The organism is Pseudomonas sp. OG7, from assembly GCF_014192825.1.
Taxonomy (GTDB): Bacteria; Pseudomonadota; Gammaproteobacteria; order Pseudomonadales; family Pseudomonadaceae; genus Aquipseudomonas; species Aquipseudomonas monteilii.
On record NZ_JACHYK010000008.1, the window covers coordinates 285,953 to 304,138 of the forward strand.

An 18,186-nucleotide genomic window follows, 5' to 3' on the forward strand; every position below is an offset into this window, starting at 1 on the left:
GTTATTCGCATGCGCCGCGTCGTTATCACTGGTCTGGGCATCGTGTCGTGCCTGGGCAATGACAAAGCTACCGTCACCGAAAACCTGCGCAACAGCCGTCCGGGTATCCGTTACAACCCGGAATACAAGGAAATGGGGCTGCGTAGCCAGGTTTCCGGGTCCATCGACCTCAACCTCGAAGAACTGATCGACCGCAAGGTCTACCGTTTCGTCGGCCACGCTGCTGCCTACGCCTACCTGGCCATGCAGGACGCGATCAAGGACGCCGGCCTGACCGAAGAGCAGGTTTCCAGCCCGCGTACCGGCCTGGTAGCCGGCTCTGGCGGCGCCTCGACCCTGAACCAGATGGAAGCGCTGGACACCCTGCGCGAGAAAGGCGTCAAGCGCGTCGGCCCATACCGCGTTACCCGCACCATGGGCAGCACCGTTTCGGCATGCCTGGCCACCCCGTTCAAGATCAAGGGCATCAACTACTCGATCTCGTCGGCCTGCGCCACTTCGGCTCACTGCATCGGTACCGCTCTGGAGCAGATCCAGTGGGGCAAGCAAGACATCGTCTTCGCCGGTGGCGGTGAAGAAGAGCACTGGAGCCAGTCGTTCCTGTTCGATGCCATGGGCGCTCTGTCGACCAAGCGCAACGAAACCCCGGAACTGGCCTCGCGTGCCTACGACGCCGACCGTGATGGCTTTGTCATCGCTGGCGGTGGCGGCATGGTCGTGGTCGAGGAGCTGGAACACGCCCTGGCCCGTGGCGCCAAGATCTACGCCGAAATCGTTGGCTACGGCGCCACGTCCGACGGCTACGACATGGTTGCCCCGAGCGGCGAAGGTGCCATCCGCTGCATGCAGCAGGCACTGTCCACCGTCGACACCCCGATCGACTACCTGAACACCCACGGCACCTCGACCCCGGTCGGTGACGTTGCCGAGATCAAGGGCGTTCGCGCCGTGTTCGGCGACAAGGCACCGAAAATCAGCTCGACCAAGAGCCTGTCGGGCCACTCGCTGGGCGCCGCTGGCGTGCACGAGGCGATCTACTGCCTGCTGATGATGGAAAACAACTTCATCGCCGGCTCCGCCAACATCGACGAGCTGGACCCGGAGGTCGCCGACCTGCCGATCCTGCGCAAAACCGAAGAAAACGCCAAGATCGACACGGTCATGAGCAACAGCTTCGGCTTCGGCGGCACCAACGCCACCCTCGTGCTCAAGCGCTGGGAAGGCAAGTAAGACGCTGATGCGGTAATCGAAAACGCCCCGACTGGTTCGGGGCGTTTTTATTTGTGCTGCCTGGGTAAAACCGCGAGAAAATTATCCCGCGCCACTTTGTTGGCCACCTCCTCCGACAAGGCATCCAGAAACGGCCTGAACCCGTGCATCTGCTCTCCCAGGCTGCCAAACCGCCCCACCACGTCCGACCCCAGCATGAAACGCTCCGGGTACTTTTCGACCAACGCCACCCATTCCTTGCGCGGCACGCCTTTGTCGTCCAGCAGATACGGCTCCAGCACACTCCACGACAGGTCCACATAAAGGTTCGGGTAGTCCTCCAACAGCCGCGTCAGCACCGGCAGCAGAAAGTCCATCTGCGTCTGGTGCCGGTGTATCTCCATGCTGCTGCCGGCATGCGCCCAGATGAACCGCGTGTGCGGGTGATTACGCAGCGGCTCTTCGATTTCCGCCAGGTACAACGGGTTGCGCTCGCGCTTGGAGGTGATGTTGGAATGCAGCAACACCGGCAGGTCACGCTCGGCCGCCAGGTGGTAGATACGCGTCATGGCTTCGTTGTTGGCGCGCGGCGTGTCGCCACTGGTCAGCGCTGTCAGGTCGTCGTGCCGGGTGAACACCTCGCCAATGCCCTGCCACAACCCCGGATACAGGTCGAGCATCCGCTCGATGTGGCTGACAGCGTTCTTGTCTACCGGGTTGAAGCCCGTCAGAAACGGATGAAAGCGCTTACGCTGCTCTTCCGGCAATTGCTGCAGGGCTGCGGCCACATAGGTATCGGTCGCGCTGTACCAATAGGCATCGGCATCGTCACCGGCGTAATAGCGTGGGCGTTTGGGCTCGTCCTCGTGCCACTTCTTGGCCACCGGTATGCCGGAAATCATCGACTGCTCGATACCGGCAGCATCCATGGCCTTGATCAATGCCGGCATGCCTTCGCTTTCCTGGAAGAAGTCGACGTAGTGCAAGTGGGCATCGCTGTAGCGGTAGTCGCGCGCCTGTGCCGTCTGGCACAGCCAGCCCGTCAACAACACGCAAGCCAGCGCTTTGGCAATCATGGGCAGCTTCCTTCCAAGGGGGCGAAAACAGTAGACCGGCCGTTAAGCGAGACGGTTCAGCCGAAGCGGGCAAACCGCTATGCTGGAGGCATTTCCACTTCGCCTGGAGCCCACCCCATGAGCAGCCCCCTGATCATCCGCCCACGCGCCGAATCGGTCGAGGGCCAGCCGATCCTGCGCCCGCTGCCAGCGGCCCAGTGCCGCAGCGTCGGACCGTTCGTGTTTTTTGACCACATGCTGGAAACCGACTACGCCCCAGGGCATGGCATGGATATCCGCCAGCACCCGCATATCGGCCTGTCGACCCTGACCTACCTGTTCGAGGGCGCGATCCTGCACAAGGACAGCCTCGGCTCAGCACAGCGGGTACTGCCCGGCGATGTCAGCTGGATGACGGCTGGCAGCGGCGTGGCCCATGTGGAGCGCACGCCCGACGACGCCTTGGCTCATGGCTCGCGCCTGCATGGCTTGCAGGTATGGCTGGCCTCGCCGCGTGAACATGAACAAGGCGCGGCAAGCTATAGCCATCACCCGGCGGCGAGCCTGCCAGTCAGTGAAAACCTGGGGGTGCGCATTTGCATGATTGCCGGTAGCGGGTTCTGCCTGGAATCACCGGTGCCGGTGCTGTCCCCTACCCTTTATGCGCATGTGCGGATGCAGCCGGCAACCACCTTGCAGGTACCGACCGAGCATGCGCAACGAGCGCTGTATCTGCTGGATGGTGAGCTGCTGTTGAACGATGAAGACGTGGAGCCGTGCAGCCTGGTGGTGCTGCCGGAAGGCGAAGAGGTGGTGCTCTATGCAGAGGAAGAGTGCCAGCTGGTGCTGATTGGCGGCGAGCCTTTGGATGGACCGCGGCGAATGAACTGGAATTTCGTGGCCAGTGACCCGGAGCTGATCGAGCGGGCCAGGGCAAGGTGGGCGGCGGGGGATTGGCCCATGGTGCCAGGGGAAACCTCCAGGATCGAGTTGCCGAGGTAATTGGGGCCGCTTTGCGACCCCAAATCACAGTCAGCGCTGGAACACTTCTGTCAGCAGGTTATGCATCGAGCGGAACGCCCGCTCCGAGGTGCGCCGGTCATACTGCATCTTGCCCGGCACATTGGCACTCGGGTCGGTAAACGAGTGCACCGCCCCGCCATAGCTCAACAACTGCCAATCCACCTTGGCCGCGCTCATCTCGTCTTCAAATGCTGGCAACTGTTCCTTTGGCACCAGCGGGTCGCAAGCCCCATGCAACACCAGCACCGAGCCCTTGATGCGCTTGGCATCCTCCGGGTTTGGCGTATCCAGCGTGCCATGGAACGACACCGCCGCACGCAGATCGGCACCGGCACGGGCCAGCTCCAGTGCACAGCAGCCACCAAAGCAGAAGCCAAACGTGCCGACCTTGCCTGGCTCCAGCAGCGCCTTCGACTGCCCCAACAGCTGCGCCAGGGCTTCCTGCATGCGCTTGCGCAGTTCGCCCCGGTCGTTCTTCAATGGCATCATCGCCGCGCCAGCCTCGTCGGCGTTAGACGGGCGCACCGACTGCCCGTACAGGTCGGCAATCAGCACCACATAGCCCTTCTCAGCCACTTCCTTGGCAATGCGCTCAGCCCCTTCGCCAATGCCCATCCAGTTCGGCGCCATCACCAGGCCTGGACGGCCCAGCGCCCCTGGTTCATAGACCAAGCGGCTTTCGTAGGTTTTGCCGGACAGGTGATAAACCAGCGATTCGACGATTACCTTGCTCATCAAGCACTCCTTAGGCACTTATTCTAAAAAGCCCGCCATGAAAAAAGCCCGCCGAAGCGGGCTTTCCTAAGCATCAACTCAAGCAGACAGCTCGACCAGCAGCTTGTTCAGGCGACGAACGTAGGCCGCCGGGTCCTTCAGGCTATCACCGGCCGCCAGGGCCGCTTGATCGAACAGGATGTGCGACAGCTCGGCGAAGCGGTCTTCGCTCTGCTCGTTGTCCAGCTTTTCAATCAGCGGGTGGGTCGGGTTGAACTCGAAGATCGGCTTGGATTCCGGCACCTTCTGCCCGCTGGCCTCCAGAATCTGACGCATCTGCAGGCCCAGGTCCTGCTCGCCAATGGCCAGAATCGCCGGGGAGTCGGTCAGGCGGTGCGACACGCGCACTTCGGCCACGCTGTCACCCAGCGCGCCTTTCAGGCGCTCGACCAGGCCTTCCTTGTCCTTGGCCACTTCTTCCTGGGCTTTCTTGTCTTCTTCCGAATCCAGCTTGCCCAGGTCCAGGTCGCCACGGGCGACGTCGACAAACGCCTTGCCGTCGAACTCGTTGAGGTAGCTCATCAGCCACTCGTCAATGCGGTCGGTCAGCAGCAGCACTTCGATGCCTTTCTTGCGGAAGACTTCCAGGTGCGGGCTGTTCTTGACCTGCGCATACGACTCGCCGGTGAGGTAGTAGATCTTGTCCTGACCTTCCTTGGCGCGGGCCACGTAGTCGGCCAGGGCGACGCTCTGCTCGCCACTGTCGTCCTGGGTGGAGGCAAAGCGCAACAGGCCGGCGATTTTCTCCTTGTTGGCGAAGTCTTCGGCCGGGCCTTCCTTCAGCACCTGGCCGAAGTTCTTCCAGAAGCCCTTGTACTGCTCGGGCTCGTTCTTCGCCAGTTTTTCCAGCATGTCGAGCACGCGCTTGGTCAGCGCGGTCTTCATCGAGTCGATGATCGGGTCTTTCTGCAGGATTTCACGCGACACGTTCAGCGACAGGTCGTTGGAGTCGACCACGCCCTTGATGAAGCGCAGGTACAGCGGCAGGAACGACTCGGCCTGGTCCATGATGAACACGCGCTGCACGTACAGCTTCAGGCCGCGCGGTGCTTCACGCTGGTACAGGTCGAATGGCGCGCGGGCCGGCACATACAGCAGCGAGTTGTATTCGAGCTTGCCTTCAACCTTGTTGTGGCTCCAGGCCAGCGGGTTTTCGAAGTCATGGCCGATGTGCTTGTAGAACTCCTGGTATTCCTCGTCCTTCACCTCGGTGCGCGAACGGGTCCACAGGGCGCTGGCACGGTTGACGGTTTCCCACTCTTCGGCCGGCTGTTCTTCGCCTTCGGCGGCTGCTTGTTCTTTCGGCAGCTGGATAGGCAGGGCGATGTGGTCGGAGTACTTCTTGACCACGTTGCGCAGGCGCCAGCCATCGGCAAACTCTTTTTCTTCCTGCTTCAGGTGCAGGACGATGCGGGTACCGCGCTGAGGCTTGTCGATAGTGGCGACTTCGAACTCACCCTCACCTTTCGACGACCAGTGCACGCCTTCGGCGGCTGGCTGGCCGGCACGGCGGCTGTAAACGTCGACCTTGTCGGCCACGATGAACGCGGAGTAGAAGCCCACGCCGAACTGACCGATCAGGTGCGAGTCCTTCTTCTGGTCACCGGTGAGGTTCTTCATGAAGTCGGCAGTGCCGGACTTGGCAATGGTACCCAGGTGGGCGATGACGTCTTCACGGCTCATGCCGATGCCGTTGTCTTCGAGGGTGACGGTACCGGCGTCCTTGTCGAAGCTCAGGCGAATCTTCAGGTCGGCGTCGCCTTCAAGCAGTTCTGGCTTGGCCAGGGCCTCGAAGCGCAGCTTGTCGGCCGCGTCGGAGGCGTTGGAAATCAGCTCCCGCAGGAAGATTTCCTTGTTCGAATACAGCGAATGAATCATGAGGTGCAGCAGTTGCTTTACCTCGGTCTGGAAGCCCAACGTTTCCTTTTGTGTTTCCACAGTCATGGTCTTCGAAACTCCGATCTGATGGCAGTGGGCGCCTGGCGGCCAGTTCGGCCTGCCTTAGCGGCGGATGTCATTCAGATGGGGGCTGCCCGGATGATTTCAAGGGCTTTTCCGGTTCGATCTTGAAATGCGCGCGGGCCGTGGCAATAGGTGATTGCCTGTCGCCCTGCCAGGCGGTAATGGCGACATTCGTCACCCGTCGCCCCTGGCGCCACAGCTGGCACTGGGCGTAGGTATCGCGAAAATGCCCGGCACGCAGGTAGTCAATCGAGAAATCGATGATCTTCGGGATGCTCGCACTTTCGCTGTAGATCAACAGGTACAAGGCCGCGGACAGCTCCATGAACCCCGCAATCACACCACCGTGGATGGCGGGCAGCAACGGGTTGCCGATGTTGTCCGGGCTGGCCGGCAGGCGGAACAGCAGGTCGTCGCCCTGACGTTCGCATTCGATACCAATCAGCCCGGCATAAGGGATCAGCGCCAGCAATGGCCCGTAGTCGCCCACCGCGTGGGCGGCGTTGAGCTGTTGACGAACCGCGTGTGGAATCATGCCCCGCCCTCCTTCAGGCTATTGCCGAAACGGATACCGCCCTTGATCTCCTGCCCCAGGCGCATGAACGTGCCCACCACCTGGCAAATCGGCTGTTCGGGATCGTCTTGGTAGGCGGTACCACGGGTAAAGATCACGTCGCGGGTCACCCGGTAGCACTGGGCATGGCCGTAGATGTCCTTGCCGGCTTCGGCCGGGTGCATGTAGTCGATGCGCAGGTCCAGTGTCGGGCACACCTCGAAGCGCGGCAGCACGCACAGCGTGGCCATGCCGCAGGTGGTGTCCATCAGTGTGGTCAGGGCGCCGCCATGCACAGCGCCGGTCTGCGGGTTACCGACAATGGCGGCCGACCAGGGCATGACCAGGGTCATGCCATCGGCATCGGCTCTCGCCACACGCATCTGCAGCAACTGACAATGTCTAAGCGCCGAGAGGAAACGGTCGGCCATGGCCATCAAGGTTGAATCGCTCATTCGCTGTTTCCATCCGCACTGCCTCAGCGGCATAAAATCGTTAAAAAGTCTATCTAGAACGGGGCGTTATATATCTGTAACCTTCGCGGAACTTATTCCGCGTAGTTGCACTCGAAGGAACAAGTCACTTATTCCACCAAGGAGAAACACCCCCATGCGTAAACCTTTTGCTTTTGCTCTGATGCTGGCCGCTGCCATGGGCCTGGCCGCTTGCGATAAAGCGAGCGAAGACAAAGCCCAGGACGCACAGCAACATGCCGAGCAAGCCCAGGAAAAAATGGGTGAAGCTCAGGATAAAATGAACGAGGCCGCCAAGGAAAACGCCGAAGCCGCCAAAGATCAGGCTGAAGCCGAGCAGAAAGCTGCTGAAGAAGCCGCTCCGGCTACTCCGGCTCCAGAAGCCGCCCCAGCCGCTCCGGCGACAGAAGCTGCTCCTGCTGCTCCGGCAGAACCAGCCAAGCAGTAATTGGCTAAAACAAAAAAACCCGACGCTGTCGGGTTTTTTTGTGCCTTCAATTTAAAGATTAAACGTTTCAGTTACCTGCTACGGTACTTTCCCTGCCCGGTTCGTTAGGCACACTTTCCGTGGGTGTGAACACCATCACATCCAGCACATCCGAATGGAACTCGCGGCGATACAAAATCAAGACGACACCGACACTCATGACCATGAACAACCACGGGCTGATGAACCAGCTCAACATGGCCATGCCGAAGTAGTAAGAGCGCAACCCCAGGTTGAACTGGTTGGCCGCCAGCGACAGCACACGCGCGGCCCGCAAGGCGAAGGCCTTGCGCTCCAGCTCATTGACCAACCGTTCACCGATCATCGGTGCAGAACCCACCAGCACGGCGGCAAAGTTGTACTGGCGCATGCACCAGCTAAAAGTGAAGAAGGCATAGACGAAGACCGTGGCCAGGCACAGCAGCTTGATCTCCGACATGCCCTGGGAGGTCTGTTGCACCAACGGCAGGTCGGCCAGCAGCGACAGCGCCCGGTCAGAGGCACCCAGCACGGTAAGGATGCCGGCAAGAATGATCAGCGTGCTGGACGCAAAGAACGATGCGTTGCGCTCAAGGTTGCCGATTACGCTGGCATCGGCGATTCGGTTGTCGCGCAACAGCATGCGGCGCATCCAGTCTTCACGGTACAAGTGCAGCACGCTGGCCAGGCACGCGGTGTCACGCCCCTTCCAGATGGCATAACGGGTATAACCGCCCCAGCACAGGGCAAACCAGGCGATGGCCAGGAGGTTGTTGAAGTTGCTTTGGATGAAGTTCATGCAGGGTTCCCGAATGGGCCAGATGCCTAGAGGATAGGGACCGGGTTTCGACGCTGGCAAGCGGTAAAAGGCACAAGTCCACCCTGAAAAACGCACTGATCATGCCGCCAATAAAAAACCCCGCATCCTTGCGGATACGGGGCTTTCGCGTCTGGGCCGTTGGCGAGCACCCTTTTGGCTTGTGGCCGGTGCCGCCCTCAGGCTTCGACTATCAGGCCAGCGCTTCGCGCGGCTTGCCGAGCATGCGGTCGCAGGCCACGGCACCCACCAGGGTCACCACCGAAGGCACCAGCCAGGCCAGGCCTTGGTCGCTCAGCGGCAAGTGCGCCATGAAGTCCGGCAGCACATGGGCAATGCTGCTGCCCTTGATCGCATCAACCATGCCGAACACCAGCGACACCAGCATCACCGGCGCCAGAATGCGGGTCGGCGAGTTCCACAGGTCCTTCACGAAGCTCAGGCCAACCACCACGATGCAAGGCGGGTAGATGGCGGTAAGCACCGGGATCGAGAACATGATCAGCTTGGTCAGGCCCAGGTTGGAGATCAACAGCGAGAAGCCCGCCAGGATCACCACCAGTGCCCGGTACGACAGCGGCAGAATCTGGCTGAAGTACTCGGCGCAGGCGCAGGTCAGGCCGACAGCGGTCACCAGGCAGGCCAGTGCAATCAGCACGGCCAGGAAACCGCTACCCAACGAACCGAAGGTATGCTGCACGTAGGCATGCAGAACCGCCGCACCGTTGGTGGCGTCAGCCGCGATGTCGTGGCTGGTGGCGCCCAGGCGGAACAGGCTGATGTACACCAAAGCCAGGCCGACACCGGCGATCAGGCCGGCGATGATGGCGTAGCGGGTAATCAGCTTCGGCGACTCGACACCGCGCGAACGGATGGCGTTGACGATGACGATACCGAACACCAGGGCACCCAGGGTATCCATGGTCAGGTAGCCATCGGAGAAGCCCTTGGAGAACGCAGCGGCGGCATAGGCAGGCTGTGCTTCGCCAATGGTGCCGGCCGGCAGCGCGAAGGCAGCAATGCCCAGCACGGCCAAGGCGATGATCTTCAACGGTGCCAGGAAGCGGCCCACGGTATCGAGCAGTTTGCCCGGGTACATGGACACTGCCAGCACCACGATGAAGTAGACCAGGCTGTAGATAAACAGCGCCAACGGGCTTTCACCGGTCAGCGGCGCCACACCCACTTCGAACGACACGGTCGCCGTACGCGGCGTCGCGAACAGCGGGCCGACCGACAGGTAGCACACAGCCGCCAGCAGGCCGCCGAAGAACTTGCCGATCGGGCTGCTCAACGCATCCATACCGCCGCCGACCTTGGCCAGGGCGACCACGGTGATGACCGGCAGGCCCACGGCGGTCACCAGGAAGCCCAGTGCAGCCATCCATACGTGCGGGCCAGACTGCAGACCGACGATAGGCGGGAAGATGATATTGCCTGCACCTACGAAAAGCGCAAACGTCATAAAGCCAAGCGCCAGGATGTCCTGGCCTTTGAGAACTTTCATTTAAGGTAGTACCACACTGCTGAAATCGGGATTCGAGAGGGGATTTCCCTATGGGTGAGGGAAATGCTGCCCGGCCTTATAGGCCAGACCCGTTTAGCGTGTCGTTCCCTTTTGGGGAGCGGGCACAAAGTGAACGCGTAGACTAACCGTTTTACCCGACAAACGCACTGTTACAGTGCTGCTTGTCCGATGTGCGTACATGTTTGTCGTCTGGTTATCTGTGTCGGGCGATAATTTATTGCCAATTAGTGCGAATGTCTGGTGGAAAAACCTGATGAGGGCCATCGAATTTTCCACCTTTACAAAAATACCCAACGCTAAAACGACAAAGGCCACCCGAAGGTGGCCTCTGTGCGCGTGGGGGGTGTAGCAGTATTACTTCTTGGCTTCCCAGCCAGTCAGCTCGGCCAGGGCCTTGCCGATGTCAGCCAGGGAACGCACGGTCTTCACACCCGCGTCCTGCAGAGCAGCGAACTTCTCGTCCGCAGTGCCCTTGCCGCCGGAGATGATGGCGCCAGCGTGGCCCATGCGCTTGCCCGCAGGTGCGGTAACACCGGCGATGTAGGAAACGACTGGCTTGGTCACGTGGGCCTTGATGTAGGCCGCAGCTTCTTCTTCAGCCGAACCGCCGATCTCACCGATCATGACGATCGCTTCGGTCTTCGGGTCTTCCTGGAACAGCTTCAGGATGTCGATGAAGTTGGAGCCCGGGATCGGGTCACCGCCGATGCCGACGCAGGTCGACTGGCCGAAGCCGGCGTCGGTGGTCTGCTTCACAGCTTCGTAAGTCAGGGTGCCGGAACGCGAAACGATACCGACCTTGCCTGGCAGGTGGATGTGGCCTGGCATGATGCCGATCTTGCACTCGCCCGGGGTGATGACACCTGGGCAGTTAGGGCCGATCAGGGTAACGCCCAGCTCGTCGCACTTGACCTTGGCATCCAGCATGTCCAGGGTAGGAATGCCTTCGGTGATGCACACGATCAGCTTGATGCCGCCGAAGGCCGCTTCCAGGATCGAGTCTTTGCAGAACGGAGCTGGTACGTAGATGACCGAAGCGTCAGCGCCGGTAGCTTCAACGGCTTCCTTGACGGTGTTGAACACCGGCAGGCCCAGGTGGGTGGTGCCACCCTTGCCTGGGGTTACGCCGCCGACCATCTTGGTGCCGTAGGCGATGGCTTGTTCGGAGTGGAAAGTACCCTGCGAGCCGGTGAAGCCCTGGCAGATGACTTTGGTGTCTTTATTGATCAGGACGCTCATTACTTGCCCTCCGCAGCTTTGACAACTTGTTGAGCAGCGTCGGTCAGGCTGGTTGCCGCAATGATGTTCAAACCGCTTTCTGCCAGTACTTTAGCGCCCAGTTCGGCGTTGTTACCTTCAAGGCGAACAACAACCGGAACTTTAACGCCGACTTCTTTCACTGCACCGATGATGCCTTCGGCAATCATGTCGCAGCGAACGATGCCGCCGAAGATGTTGACCAGAACGGCCGCGACGTTGCTGTCGGACAGAATGATCTTGAACGCTTCGGTAACGCGCTCTTTGGTAGCACCGCCGCCAACGTCGAGGAAGTTGGCCGGCTTGCCGCCGTGCAGGTTGACGATGTCCATGGTACCCATGGCCAGGCCGGCACCGTTGACCATGCAGCCGATGTTGCCTTCGAGGGCAACGTAGTTCAGTTCGAACTTGGCAGCGTGGGCTTCACGGGCGTCGTCCTGCGACGGGTCGTGGAAGGTTTTCAGCTTAGGCTGACGGTACATGGCGTTGGCGTCGATGTTGATCTTGGCATCGAGGCAGTGCAGATCGCCGTCGGCCTTGATAACCAGCGGGTTCACTTCCAGCAGCGCCAGGTCGTGATCCTTGAACAGCTTGGCCAGGCCCACGAAGATCTTGGCGAACTGTTGAACTTGCTTGCCTTCCAGACCCAGCTGGAATGCCAGCTCGCGACCCTGGAACGGCTGAGCGCCGACCAGTGGGTCGATGGTGGCCTTGAGGATTTTCTCAGGCGTTTCGTGAGCGACTTTCTCGATGTCCACGCCACCTTCGGTGGAGGCCATGAACACGATACGGCGGCTCGAACGATCGACTACAGCGCCCAGGTACAGCTCTTTGGCGATGTCAGTGCAGGATTCGACCAGAATCTTGGAGACGGGTTGACCGTTGGCATCAGTCTGGTAGGTAACCAGATTTTTGCCCAACCACTGTGCAGCGAACGCCTTGGCGTCTTCCTTGCTGCGAACCAGCTTGACGCCGCCCGCTTTACCGCGACCACCCGCGTGAACCTGGGCTTTTACCACCCACTCGTTCCCGCCGATCTTGTCGCAGGCTTCTGCAGCTTGCTCAGGGGTATCGACTGCGAAACCCTTGGAAACTGGCAGGCCGTATTCAGCGAACAGCTGCTTACCCTGATACTCGTGAAGATTCATGCTTTTTACCGTCTTCGTTAGGTACTGCGCTTCGGCGCTGCGCCATTACTGGCGCCGCACCACCTGTGACCGTTGACCCCGGGTTTTCCCGTGTGATCCGGTCCGGCGGACGTTCCGCGGTGAGTCATGCACGCAAGACTCACGACGGGCTGCCCGCCGTGGTTTCTTATAATTAACGCTTCTTACGGTTGGCCACGTGAATGGCGCCGCCATTCACTGCCAGCGCTGCTTCATGCAACGCTTCGGACAGGGTTGGATGGCTGAAGACCATCATGCCCAGATCCTCGGCACTGGTGCCGAATTCCATTGCGATTGCGCCCTGCTGCACCAGTTCGGCAGCCGATGGGCCAATCACGTGTACACCCAGGACGCGGTCGGTCTTGGCATCGGCGATGACCTTGACGAAACCACCGGTGTCGTTGGCTGCCATCGCACGGCCGCTGGCCGCGAACGGGAAGGTGCCCACGTTAACCTCAACGCCTTCGGCCTTCAAGGCCTGTTCGGTCTTGCCGACCCACGCGATTTCCGGGTGGGTGTAGATAACCGAAGGGATCAGGTCGTAGTTCATCTGGGCCTTGTGGCCTTTGATGCGCTCGACAACCATGATGCCCTCTTCCGAGGCCTTGTGGGCCAGCATCATGCCGCGTACCACGTCACCGATGGCGTATACGCCCGGCACGCTGGTAGCGCAGTAGTCGTCGACGAAGATGTAGCCACGCTCGTCGATGGTCACGCCGCTGTCGGCCGCCAGCAGGTCGGTGGTTACAGGGCGACGACCGACCGCAACGATCAGCTTGTCGAAGGTGATCTTCTGCTCGCCTTCGGCGTTGGTGTAGGTCACTTCAACTTCGTTGCCGTTGACTTTCGAGCCGGTGACGCGAGCGCCCAGCTTGATGTCCAGGCCTTGCTTGGTCAGGGTCTTCTGGGCTTCTTTCGACACGGCGGTGTCAGCAGCCATCAGGAAGGTGTCCAAGGCTTCCAGGACGGTGACTTCAGCACCCAGGCGAGCCCAGACCGAGCCCAGCTCCAGGCCGATCACGCCGGCACCGATAACGCCCAGGCGCTTCGGTACGGCCTGGAATTCCAGGGCGCCGGTGGAGTCGACGATGACGTTCTGGTCGACCGGAGCCGGCGGAATGTCGATCGGGCGCGAACCGGAAGCCAGGATCACGTTCTCGGCTTCGATGACTTCAGTGGTGCCGTCAGCCTTGGTGACTTCGACTTTCTTGCCTGCCAGCAGCTTGCCGTGGCCCTGGATCGAAGTAACGCCGTTGGCCTTGAACAGGGTGGCAACGCCACCGGTCAGGTTCTTGACGATGCCAGCCTTGCGGCCAACCATCGCGGCGACGTCCATCTTCACTTCACCCGTGGAGATACCGTGGACGTTGAAGCTCTCTTTGGCTTCCTTGTATTTCCAGGAGCTGTCCAGCAGCGCCTTGGAAGGAATGCAACCTACGTTCAGGCAGGTACCGCCCAGGGCCAGCTTGCCCTCGGCGTCGGTGTACTTCTCGATACAGGCAGTCTTCAGACCAAGTTGGGCAGCCTTGATGGCAGCCACATAGCCGCCAGGACCTGCACCAATCACCACTACGTCGAATTTCTGGGTCATAAAAGATTCCTTATCAGCTACAAGCTACAAGCCGCGAACCGCGCGGCATGGCTTCTTGCGAAGCCAGGGCCGGCACGGTACGCAGCCAGAGGGTTAGATGTCCAGCAGCAGGCGAGACGGATCTTCCAGCAGGTTCTTGATGGTGACCAGGAAGGTTACCGCTTCCTTGCCATCGATCAGGCGGTGATCGTACGACAGCGCCAGGTACATCATCGGGCGAATCACGACCTGGCCATTGATGGCCATCGGACGCTGGATGATGTTGTGCATGCCGAGGATAGCGGCCTGCGGCGGGTTGACGATCGGGGTCGACATCATCGAACCGAAGGTACCACCGTTGGTGATGGTGAAGGTGCCACCGGTCATCTCTTCGATGGCCAGCTTGCCGTCACGGGCCTTCTTGCCGAAGGTGGCGATGCCGTTCTCGATTTCAGCCAGGCTCATCGACTCGGCATTACGCAGTACCGGTACCACCAGGCCACGGTCGCTGGACACGGCAACACCGACGTCGGCGTAGCCGTGATAGACGATGTCGTTGCCGTCGATCGAGGCGTTGACAGCCGGGAAGCGCTTCAGGGCTTCGGTGGCGGCCTTGACGAAGAACGACATGAAGCCCAGGCGTACGCCGTTGTGGGTCTTCTCGAACAGGTCCTTGTACTTCGAACGCAGGGCCATGACTTCGGTCATGTCCACTTCGTTGAAGGTGGTCAGCATGGCCATGCTCGACTGGGCTTCGACCAGACGCTCGGCGATCTTGGCACGCAGGCGGGTCATCGGCACGCGCTTCTCGGTGCGGTCACCAGCGGCGACGACAACCGGGGCAGCAGCAGCGGCAGCAGGCTTGGCAGCCGGGACAGCGGCAGGCGCCGACTTCTTGTTGGCGACGGCAGCTACGACGTCTTCCTTGGTGATGCGGCCACCTTTGCCAGTGCCGGCAACGGCAGCCAGGTCGATGCCGTTTTCTTCAGCCAGCTTGCGCGCGGCCGGGGCAGCGATCGGGTCGTCTTCGCCAGCATCGGCAGCAGCGGCAGCCGGAGCAGCAGCGGCCGGGGCAGCAGCAGGTGCAGCGGCGGCAGCGCCGCCTTCAACGATCGAACCCAGCACTTCGTCGGACAGGACGGTGTCGCCCTCGCCCTTGACGATGGCGCCCAGCACGCCGTCGGCGGTGGCCAGCACTTCCAGGACGACCTTGTCGGTCTCGATGTCGACGATCAGCTCGTCACGCTTGACGGCTTCGCCCGGCTGCTTGTGCCAGGTGGCAACGGTGCCATCGGCAACCGATTCCGGGAAGGTTGGGGCTTTGATCTCGATAGCCATTATCAGTGTTTCCTTAAATTCGGTTTCAGGTGCGCGAAGGCGTTAGACAGTGAAGGCGTCTTGCAGCAGTTTTTCCTGCTGTTCGGCGTGCTTCGAAGCGTAACCACAGGCTGGCGCGGCAGAAGCGTCGCGGCCGGCGTATTCCAGGACCAGCGCCTTGTTGAGGCGGCCCAGGATACGGCGCATGTGGTGCTGGCTGCTGTACCAGGCGCCCTGGTTCATCGGCTCTTCCTGACACCAGACCGCATGCTTGAGGTTGGTGTACGGCGCCAGGATTTCGACCAGGTCGTCCTCCGGGAACGGATACAGCTGCTCGATACGCACGATGGCGATGTCTTCGCGGCCTTCGGTACGGCGTTTTTCCAGCAGGTCGTAGTAAACCTTGCCACCGCACAGGACCAGGCGTTCGACCTTGGCTGGATCGAGGGTGTCGATTTCCGGGATCACGGTCTGGAACGAGCCCTCGGCCAGGTCTTCCAGGGTAGAGACGGCCAGCTTGTGGCGCAGCAGCGACTTTGGCGTCAGCACGATCAGCGGCTTGCGCAGCGGACGGATGACCTGACGACGCAGCAGGTGGTAGATCTGAGCCGGGGTGGTCGGTACGCACACCTGGATGTTGTGCTCGGCGCACAGCTGCAGGTAACGCTCCAGACGCGCGGAGGAGTGCTCCGGGCCCTGCCCTTCATAACCGTGGGGCAGCAGCATGGTCAGGCCACACAGACGGCCCCACTTGTGCTCGCCGCTGGTGATGAACTGGTCGATCACCACTTGCGCACCGTTGGCGAAGTCGCCGAACTGGGCTTCCCAGATCACCAGCGCGTTCGGCGTGGTGGTGGAGTAGCCGTATTCGAACGCCAGTACCGCTTCTTCCGACAGGAAGGAGTCGTACAGCTCGAACATCGGCTGGCCCGGGAACAGGTTCTTCAGCGGTACGTAGGTGCTGGCGTCCTTCTGGTTGTGCAGCACCGCGTGACGGTGCGAGAAGGTGCCACGGCCGATGTCCTGGCCGGTCATGCGGATCGGGTGACCTTCGAACTGCAGGGTGGCGTAAGCCATGGTCTCTGCATAGCCCCAGTTGATCGGCAAGCCACCGGCCTGCATCTTCTGGCGGTCTTCGTAGATCTTCGCGACCTGACGCTGAACGACGAAGCCTTCCGGGATTTCCAGCAGCTTGGCCGACAGGTCTTGCAGGGTCTTGAGGTCGAAACGGGTGTCGTGACGTGCGGTCCAGGCATGGCCCAGGTACGGGCGCCAGTCGACGAACAGCTCGCGGTTCGGCTCCTTGACCAGGCTCTTCACAACGTGCAGGCCGTTGTCCAGCGCGTTGCGGTACTCGTCGATCTTGGCCTGGGCGCGCTCGGCATCGATGCGGCCAGCCTGGATCAGTGCCTCGGCGTACAGCTCACGGGTAGTGCGCTGCTTGCTGATTTGCTGATACATCAGCGGCTGGGTACCGTTTGGCTCGTCGGCCTCGTTGTGGCCGCGACGACGGTAGCAGACCAGGTCGATCACCACGTCACGCTTGAACTGCATGCGGTAGTCGATCGCCAGCTGGGTGACGAACAGCACCGCTTCCGGGTCATCGCCGTTCACGTGCAGGATCGGCGCCTGGATCATCTTGGCAACGTCGGTGGCGTACTCGGTAGAGCGCGCGTCCAGCGGGTTGCTGATGGTGAAACCCACCTGGTTGTTGATCACGATGTGCACGGTGCCGCCGGTCTTGAAACCGCGGGTCTGCGACATCTGGAAGGTTTCCATGACCACGCCCTGGCCGGCGAACGCTGCGTCGCCGTGGATCGAGATCGGCAGTACCTTGTCGCCAACGGTGTCGTTGCGGCGGTCCTGACGGGCGCGCACCGAACCTTCGACCACTGGCGATACGATTTCCAGGTGGGACGGGTTGAACGCCATGGCCAGGTGCACTTCGCCACCGGCGGTCATTACGTTCGAGGAGAAGCCCTGGTGATACTTCACGTCACCGGAGCCCAGCTCGTTCATCTTCTTGCCTTCGAACTCGTCGAACAGCTCGCGCGGGTTCTTGCCGAAGGTGTTCACCAGGACGTTCAGACGGCCACGGTGGGCCATGCCGATCACGACTTCCTTGGTGCCGTAGGAGCCGGAGCGCTGAATCATCTCGTCCAGCATCGGGATCAGGCTTTCGCCGCCCTCAAGGCCGAAACGCTTGGTGCCTGGGTACTTGGTGCCCAGGTATTTCTCAAGGCCTTCACCGGCCGTCACGCGCTCGAGCAGGTGAGCCTGCACGTCAGCGGAAAACTCCGGACGACCGCGCACGCTTTCCAGGCGCTGCTGGAACCAGCTGCGCTGCTCGGAATCGACGATGTGGGTGAACTCGGCGCCAATGGTGCGACAATATGTCTTCTGGAGCGCCTCGAAGATCTCGCGTAGGCTCGCCTCCTCTTTGCCGATGAACAGGTCGCCGGCACGGAAGGTCGTATCAAGATCGGCATTGGTCAAGCCGTAGTGATTGATCGACAGGTCTACGGGCGCAGGACGCTGCCACAACCCCAACGGGTCGAGCTTGGCAGCCTGATGGCCGCGCATACGATAGGCCTGGATCAGTCGCAGAACTTCAACCTGCTTCTTCTCGTGTTCACTGCTCACGCTCCCGGCGGATACCGGTTGGGCGCGGCGCTGGTTCTTTGCCAGCAGTACGAAATGGTCGCGGATTGTCGAGTGCGATACATCGGTAGCGGTGCTGCCGTCGGCGGGCAACTTCTGGAAGTAGGTGCGCCACTCTTCTGGCACAGCGTTAGGGTCGTGCAGGTAGAGCTCGTAGAGCTCTTCCACATATGCAGCGTTACCACCTGAAAGGTGGGCGCTTTCCCACATGCGCTGCATCACGCTTTCTTGCATGCTTGGTCACCCTCGATTAGGGGACTGATCGGCGAGAGCCACAGCAAACCTGGAAAAGTCCGAATACAGCGACTGAACCACGCCACTTGGATCCTGCTGATTTTCCGGGTACCAGCCCGGA

Annotated in this window: 15 protein-coding genes; 3 read left to right on the forward strand and 12 right to left on the reverse strand. The window is 61.0% G+C overall.

The window, feature by feature from the left end; genetic code table 11:
- Positions 1-9 precede the first annotated feature (9 nt).
- On the forward strand, positions 10-1,230 hold the full coding sequence (gene fabB / locus FHW75_RS20805) for a beta-ketoacyl-ACP synthase I (protein WP_019099700.1): 1,221 nt from the start codon (positions 10-12) through the stop codon (positions 1,228-1,230).
- A 47-nt stretch (positions 1,231-1,277) separates the two neighbouring features.
- On the opposite strand, the gene FHW75_RS20810 is transcribed toward fabB, so the two are convergent.
- Positions 1,278-2,285: an amidohydrolase family protein gene (locus FHW75_RS20810; RefSeq protein WP_016711637.1), complete on the reverse strand. Its 1,008-nt coding sequence runs from the start codon at positions 2,283-2,285 to the stop codon at positions 1,278-1,280.
- 117 nt (positions 2,286-2,402) lie between these two features.
- Between FHW75_RS20810 and FHW75_RS20815 the strand changes: the two genes are divergently transcribed.
- A complete protein-coding gene (locus FHW75_RS20815) occupies positions 2,403-3,266 on the forward strand; it encodes a pirin family protein (protein ID WP_016711638.1) in 864 nt (287 codons plus the stop codon).
- Positions 3,267-3,296: 30 nt separating this feature from the next.
- Here FHW75_RS20815 and FHW75_RS20820 read toward each other — a convergent pair whose 3' ends face one another.
- The 4 genes from FHW75_RS20820 to FHW75_RS20835 all read right to left on the reverse strand — a co-directional run bounded on the left by FHW75_RS20820 (position 3,297) and on the right by FHW75_RS20835 (position 7,031).
- The gene (locus tag FHW75_RS20820; RefSeq protein ID WP_025753311.1) at positions 3,297-4,022 is read right to left on the reverse strand and encodes a dienelactone hydrolase family protein; all 726 of its coding nucleotides are present in this window, start codon (positions 4,020-4,022) and stop codon (positions 3,297-3,299) included.
- A 78-nt stretch (positions 4,023-4,100) separates the two neighbouring features.
- Complete coding sequence (gene htpG / locus FHW75_RS20825; RefSeq protein ID WP_016711640.1) at positions 4,101-6,005, reverse strand: molecular chaperone HtpG; 1,905 nt, start codon at positions 6,003-6,005, stop codon at positions 4,101-4,103.
- A gap of 70 nt (positions 6,006-6,075) precedes the next feature.
- Positions 6,076-6,558, reverse strand: a complete 483-nt coding sequence (locus FHW75_RS20830; RefSeq protein ID WP_016711641.1) for a PaaI family thioesterase — start codon at positions 6,556-6,558, stop codon at positions 6,076-6,078.
- Positions 6,555-7,031, reverse strand: a complete 477-nt coding sequence (locus FHW75_RS20835; RefSeq protein WP_019099698.1) for a PaaI family thioesterase — start codon at positions 7,029-7,031, stop codon at positions 6,555-6,557. Before FHW75_RS20835 ends, FHW75_RS20830 begins: the two co-directional genes overlap by 4 nt.
- Positions 7,032-7,185: 154 nt before the next feature.
- Here FHW75_RS20835 and FHW75_RS20840 point away from each other — a divergent pair, with 154 nt between their 5' ends.
- Entirely contained in the window at positions 7,186-7,497 is a 312-nt protein-coding gene (locus FHW75_RS20840; RefSeq protein ID WP_016711643.1) for a hypothetical protein, read from the forward strand.
- Between the two features lie 67 nt (positions 7,498-7,564).
- Here the strand turns inward: FHW75_RS20840 and FHW75_RS20845 are convergent, their stop codons facing one another.
- The 7 genes from FHW75_RS20845 to FHW75_RS20875 all read right to left on the reverse strand — a co-directional run bounded on the left by FHW75_RS20845 (position 7,565) and on the right by FHW75_RS20875 (position 18,065).
- Complete coding sequence (locus FHW75_RS20845; RefSeq protein ID WP_025753308.1) at positions 7,565-8,314, reverse strand: DUF599 domain-containing protein; 750 nt, start codon at positions 8,312-8,314, stop codon at positions 7,565-7,567.
- A gap of 211 nt (positions 8,315-8,525) precedes the next feature.
- The gene (brnQ, locus tag FHW75_RS20850) at positions 8,526-9,839 is read right to left on the reverse strand and encodes a branched-chain amino acid transport system II carrier protein (RefSeq protein ID WP_016711645.1); all 1,314 of its coding nucleotides are present in this window, start codon (positions 9,837-9,839) and stop codon (positions 8,526-8,528) included.
- Between the two features lie 375 nt (positions 9,840-10,214).
- Positions 10,215-11,099, reverse strand: coding sequence for a succinate--CoA ligase subunit alpha (gene sucD, locus FHW75_RS20855; protein WP_003254203.1), 885 nt, complete (start codon positions 11,097-11,099; stop codon positions 10,215-10,217).
- Positions 11,099-12,265 (reverse strand): ADP-forming succinate--CoA ligase subunit beta, encoded by a 1,167-nt coding sequence (gene sucC / locus FHW75_RS20860; protein WP_003254205.1) that lies wholly within the window; start codon positions 12,263-12,265, stop codon positions 11,099-11,101. The genes sucD and sucC overlap by 1 nt, the downstream gene beginning before the upstream one ends.
- Positions 12,266-12,437: 172 nt before the next feature.
- Complete coding sequence (gene lpdA, locus FHW75_RS20865; protein WP_003254207.1) at positions 12,438-13,874, reverse strand: dihydrolipoyl dehydrogenase; 1,437 nt, start codon at positions 13,872-13,874, stop codon at positions 12,438-12,440.
- Between the two features lie 93 nt (positions 13,875-13,967).
- A complete protein-coding gene (gene odhB / locus FHW75_RS20870) occupies positions 13,968-15,191 on the reverse strand; it encodes a 2-oxoglutarate dehydrogenase complex dihydrolipoyllysine-residue succinyltransferase (RefSeq protein WP_028614360.1) in 1,224 nt (407 codons plus the stop codon).
- 42 nt (positions 15,192-15,233) lie between these two features.
- Positions 15,234-18,065, reverse strand: coding sequence for a 2-oxoglutarate dehydrogenase E1 component (locus FHW75_RS20875; protein ID WP_084296706.1), 2,832 nt, complete (start codon positions 18,063-18,065; stop codon positions 15,234-15,236).
- Positions 18,066-18,186 lie beyond the last annotated feature (121 nt).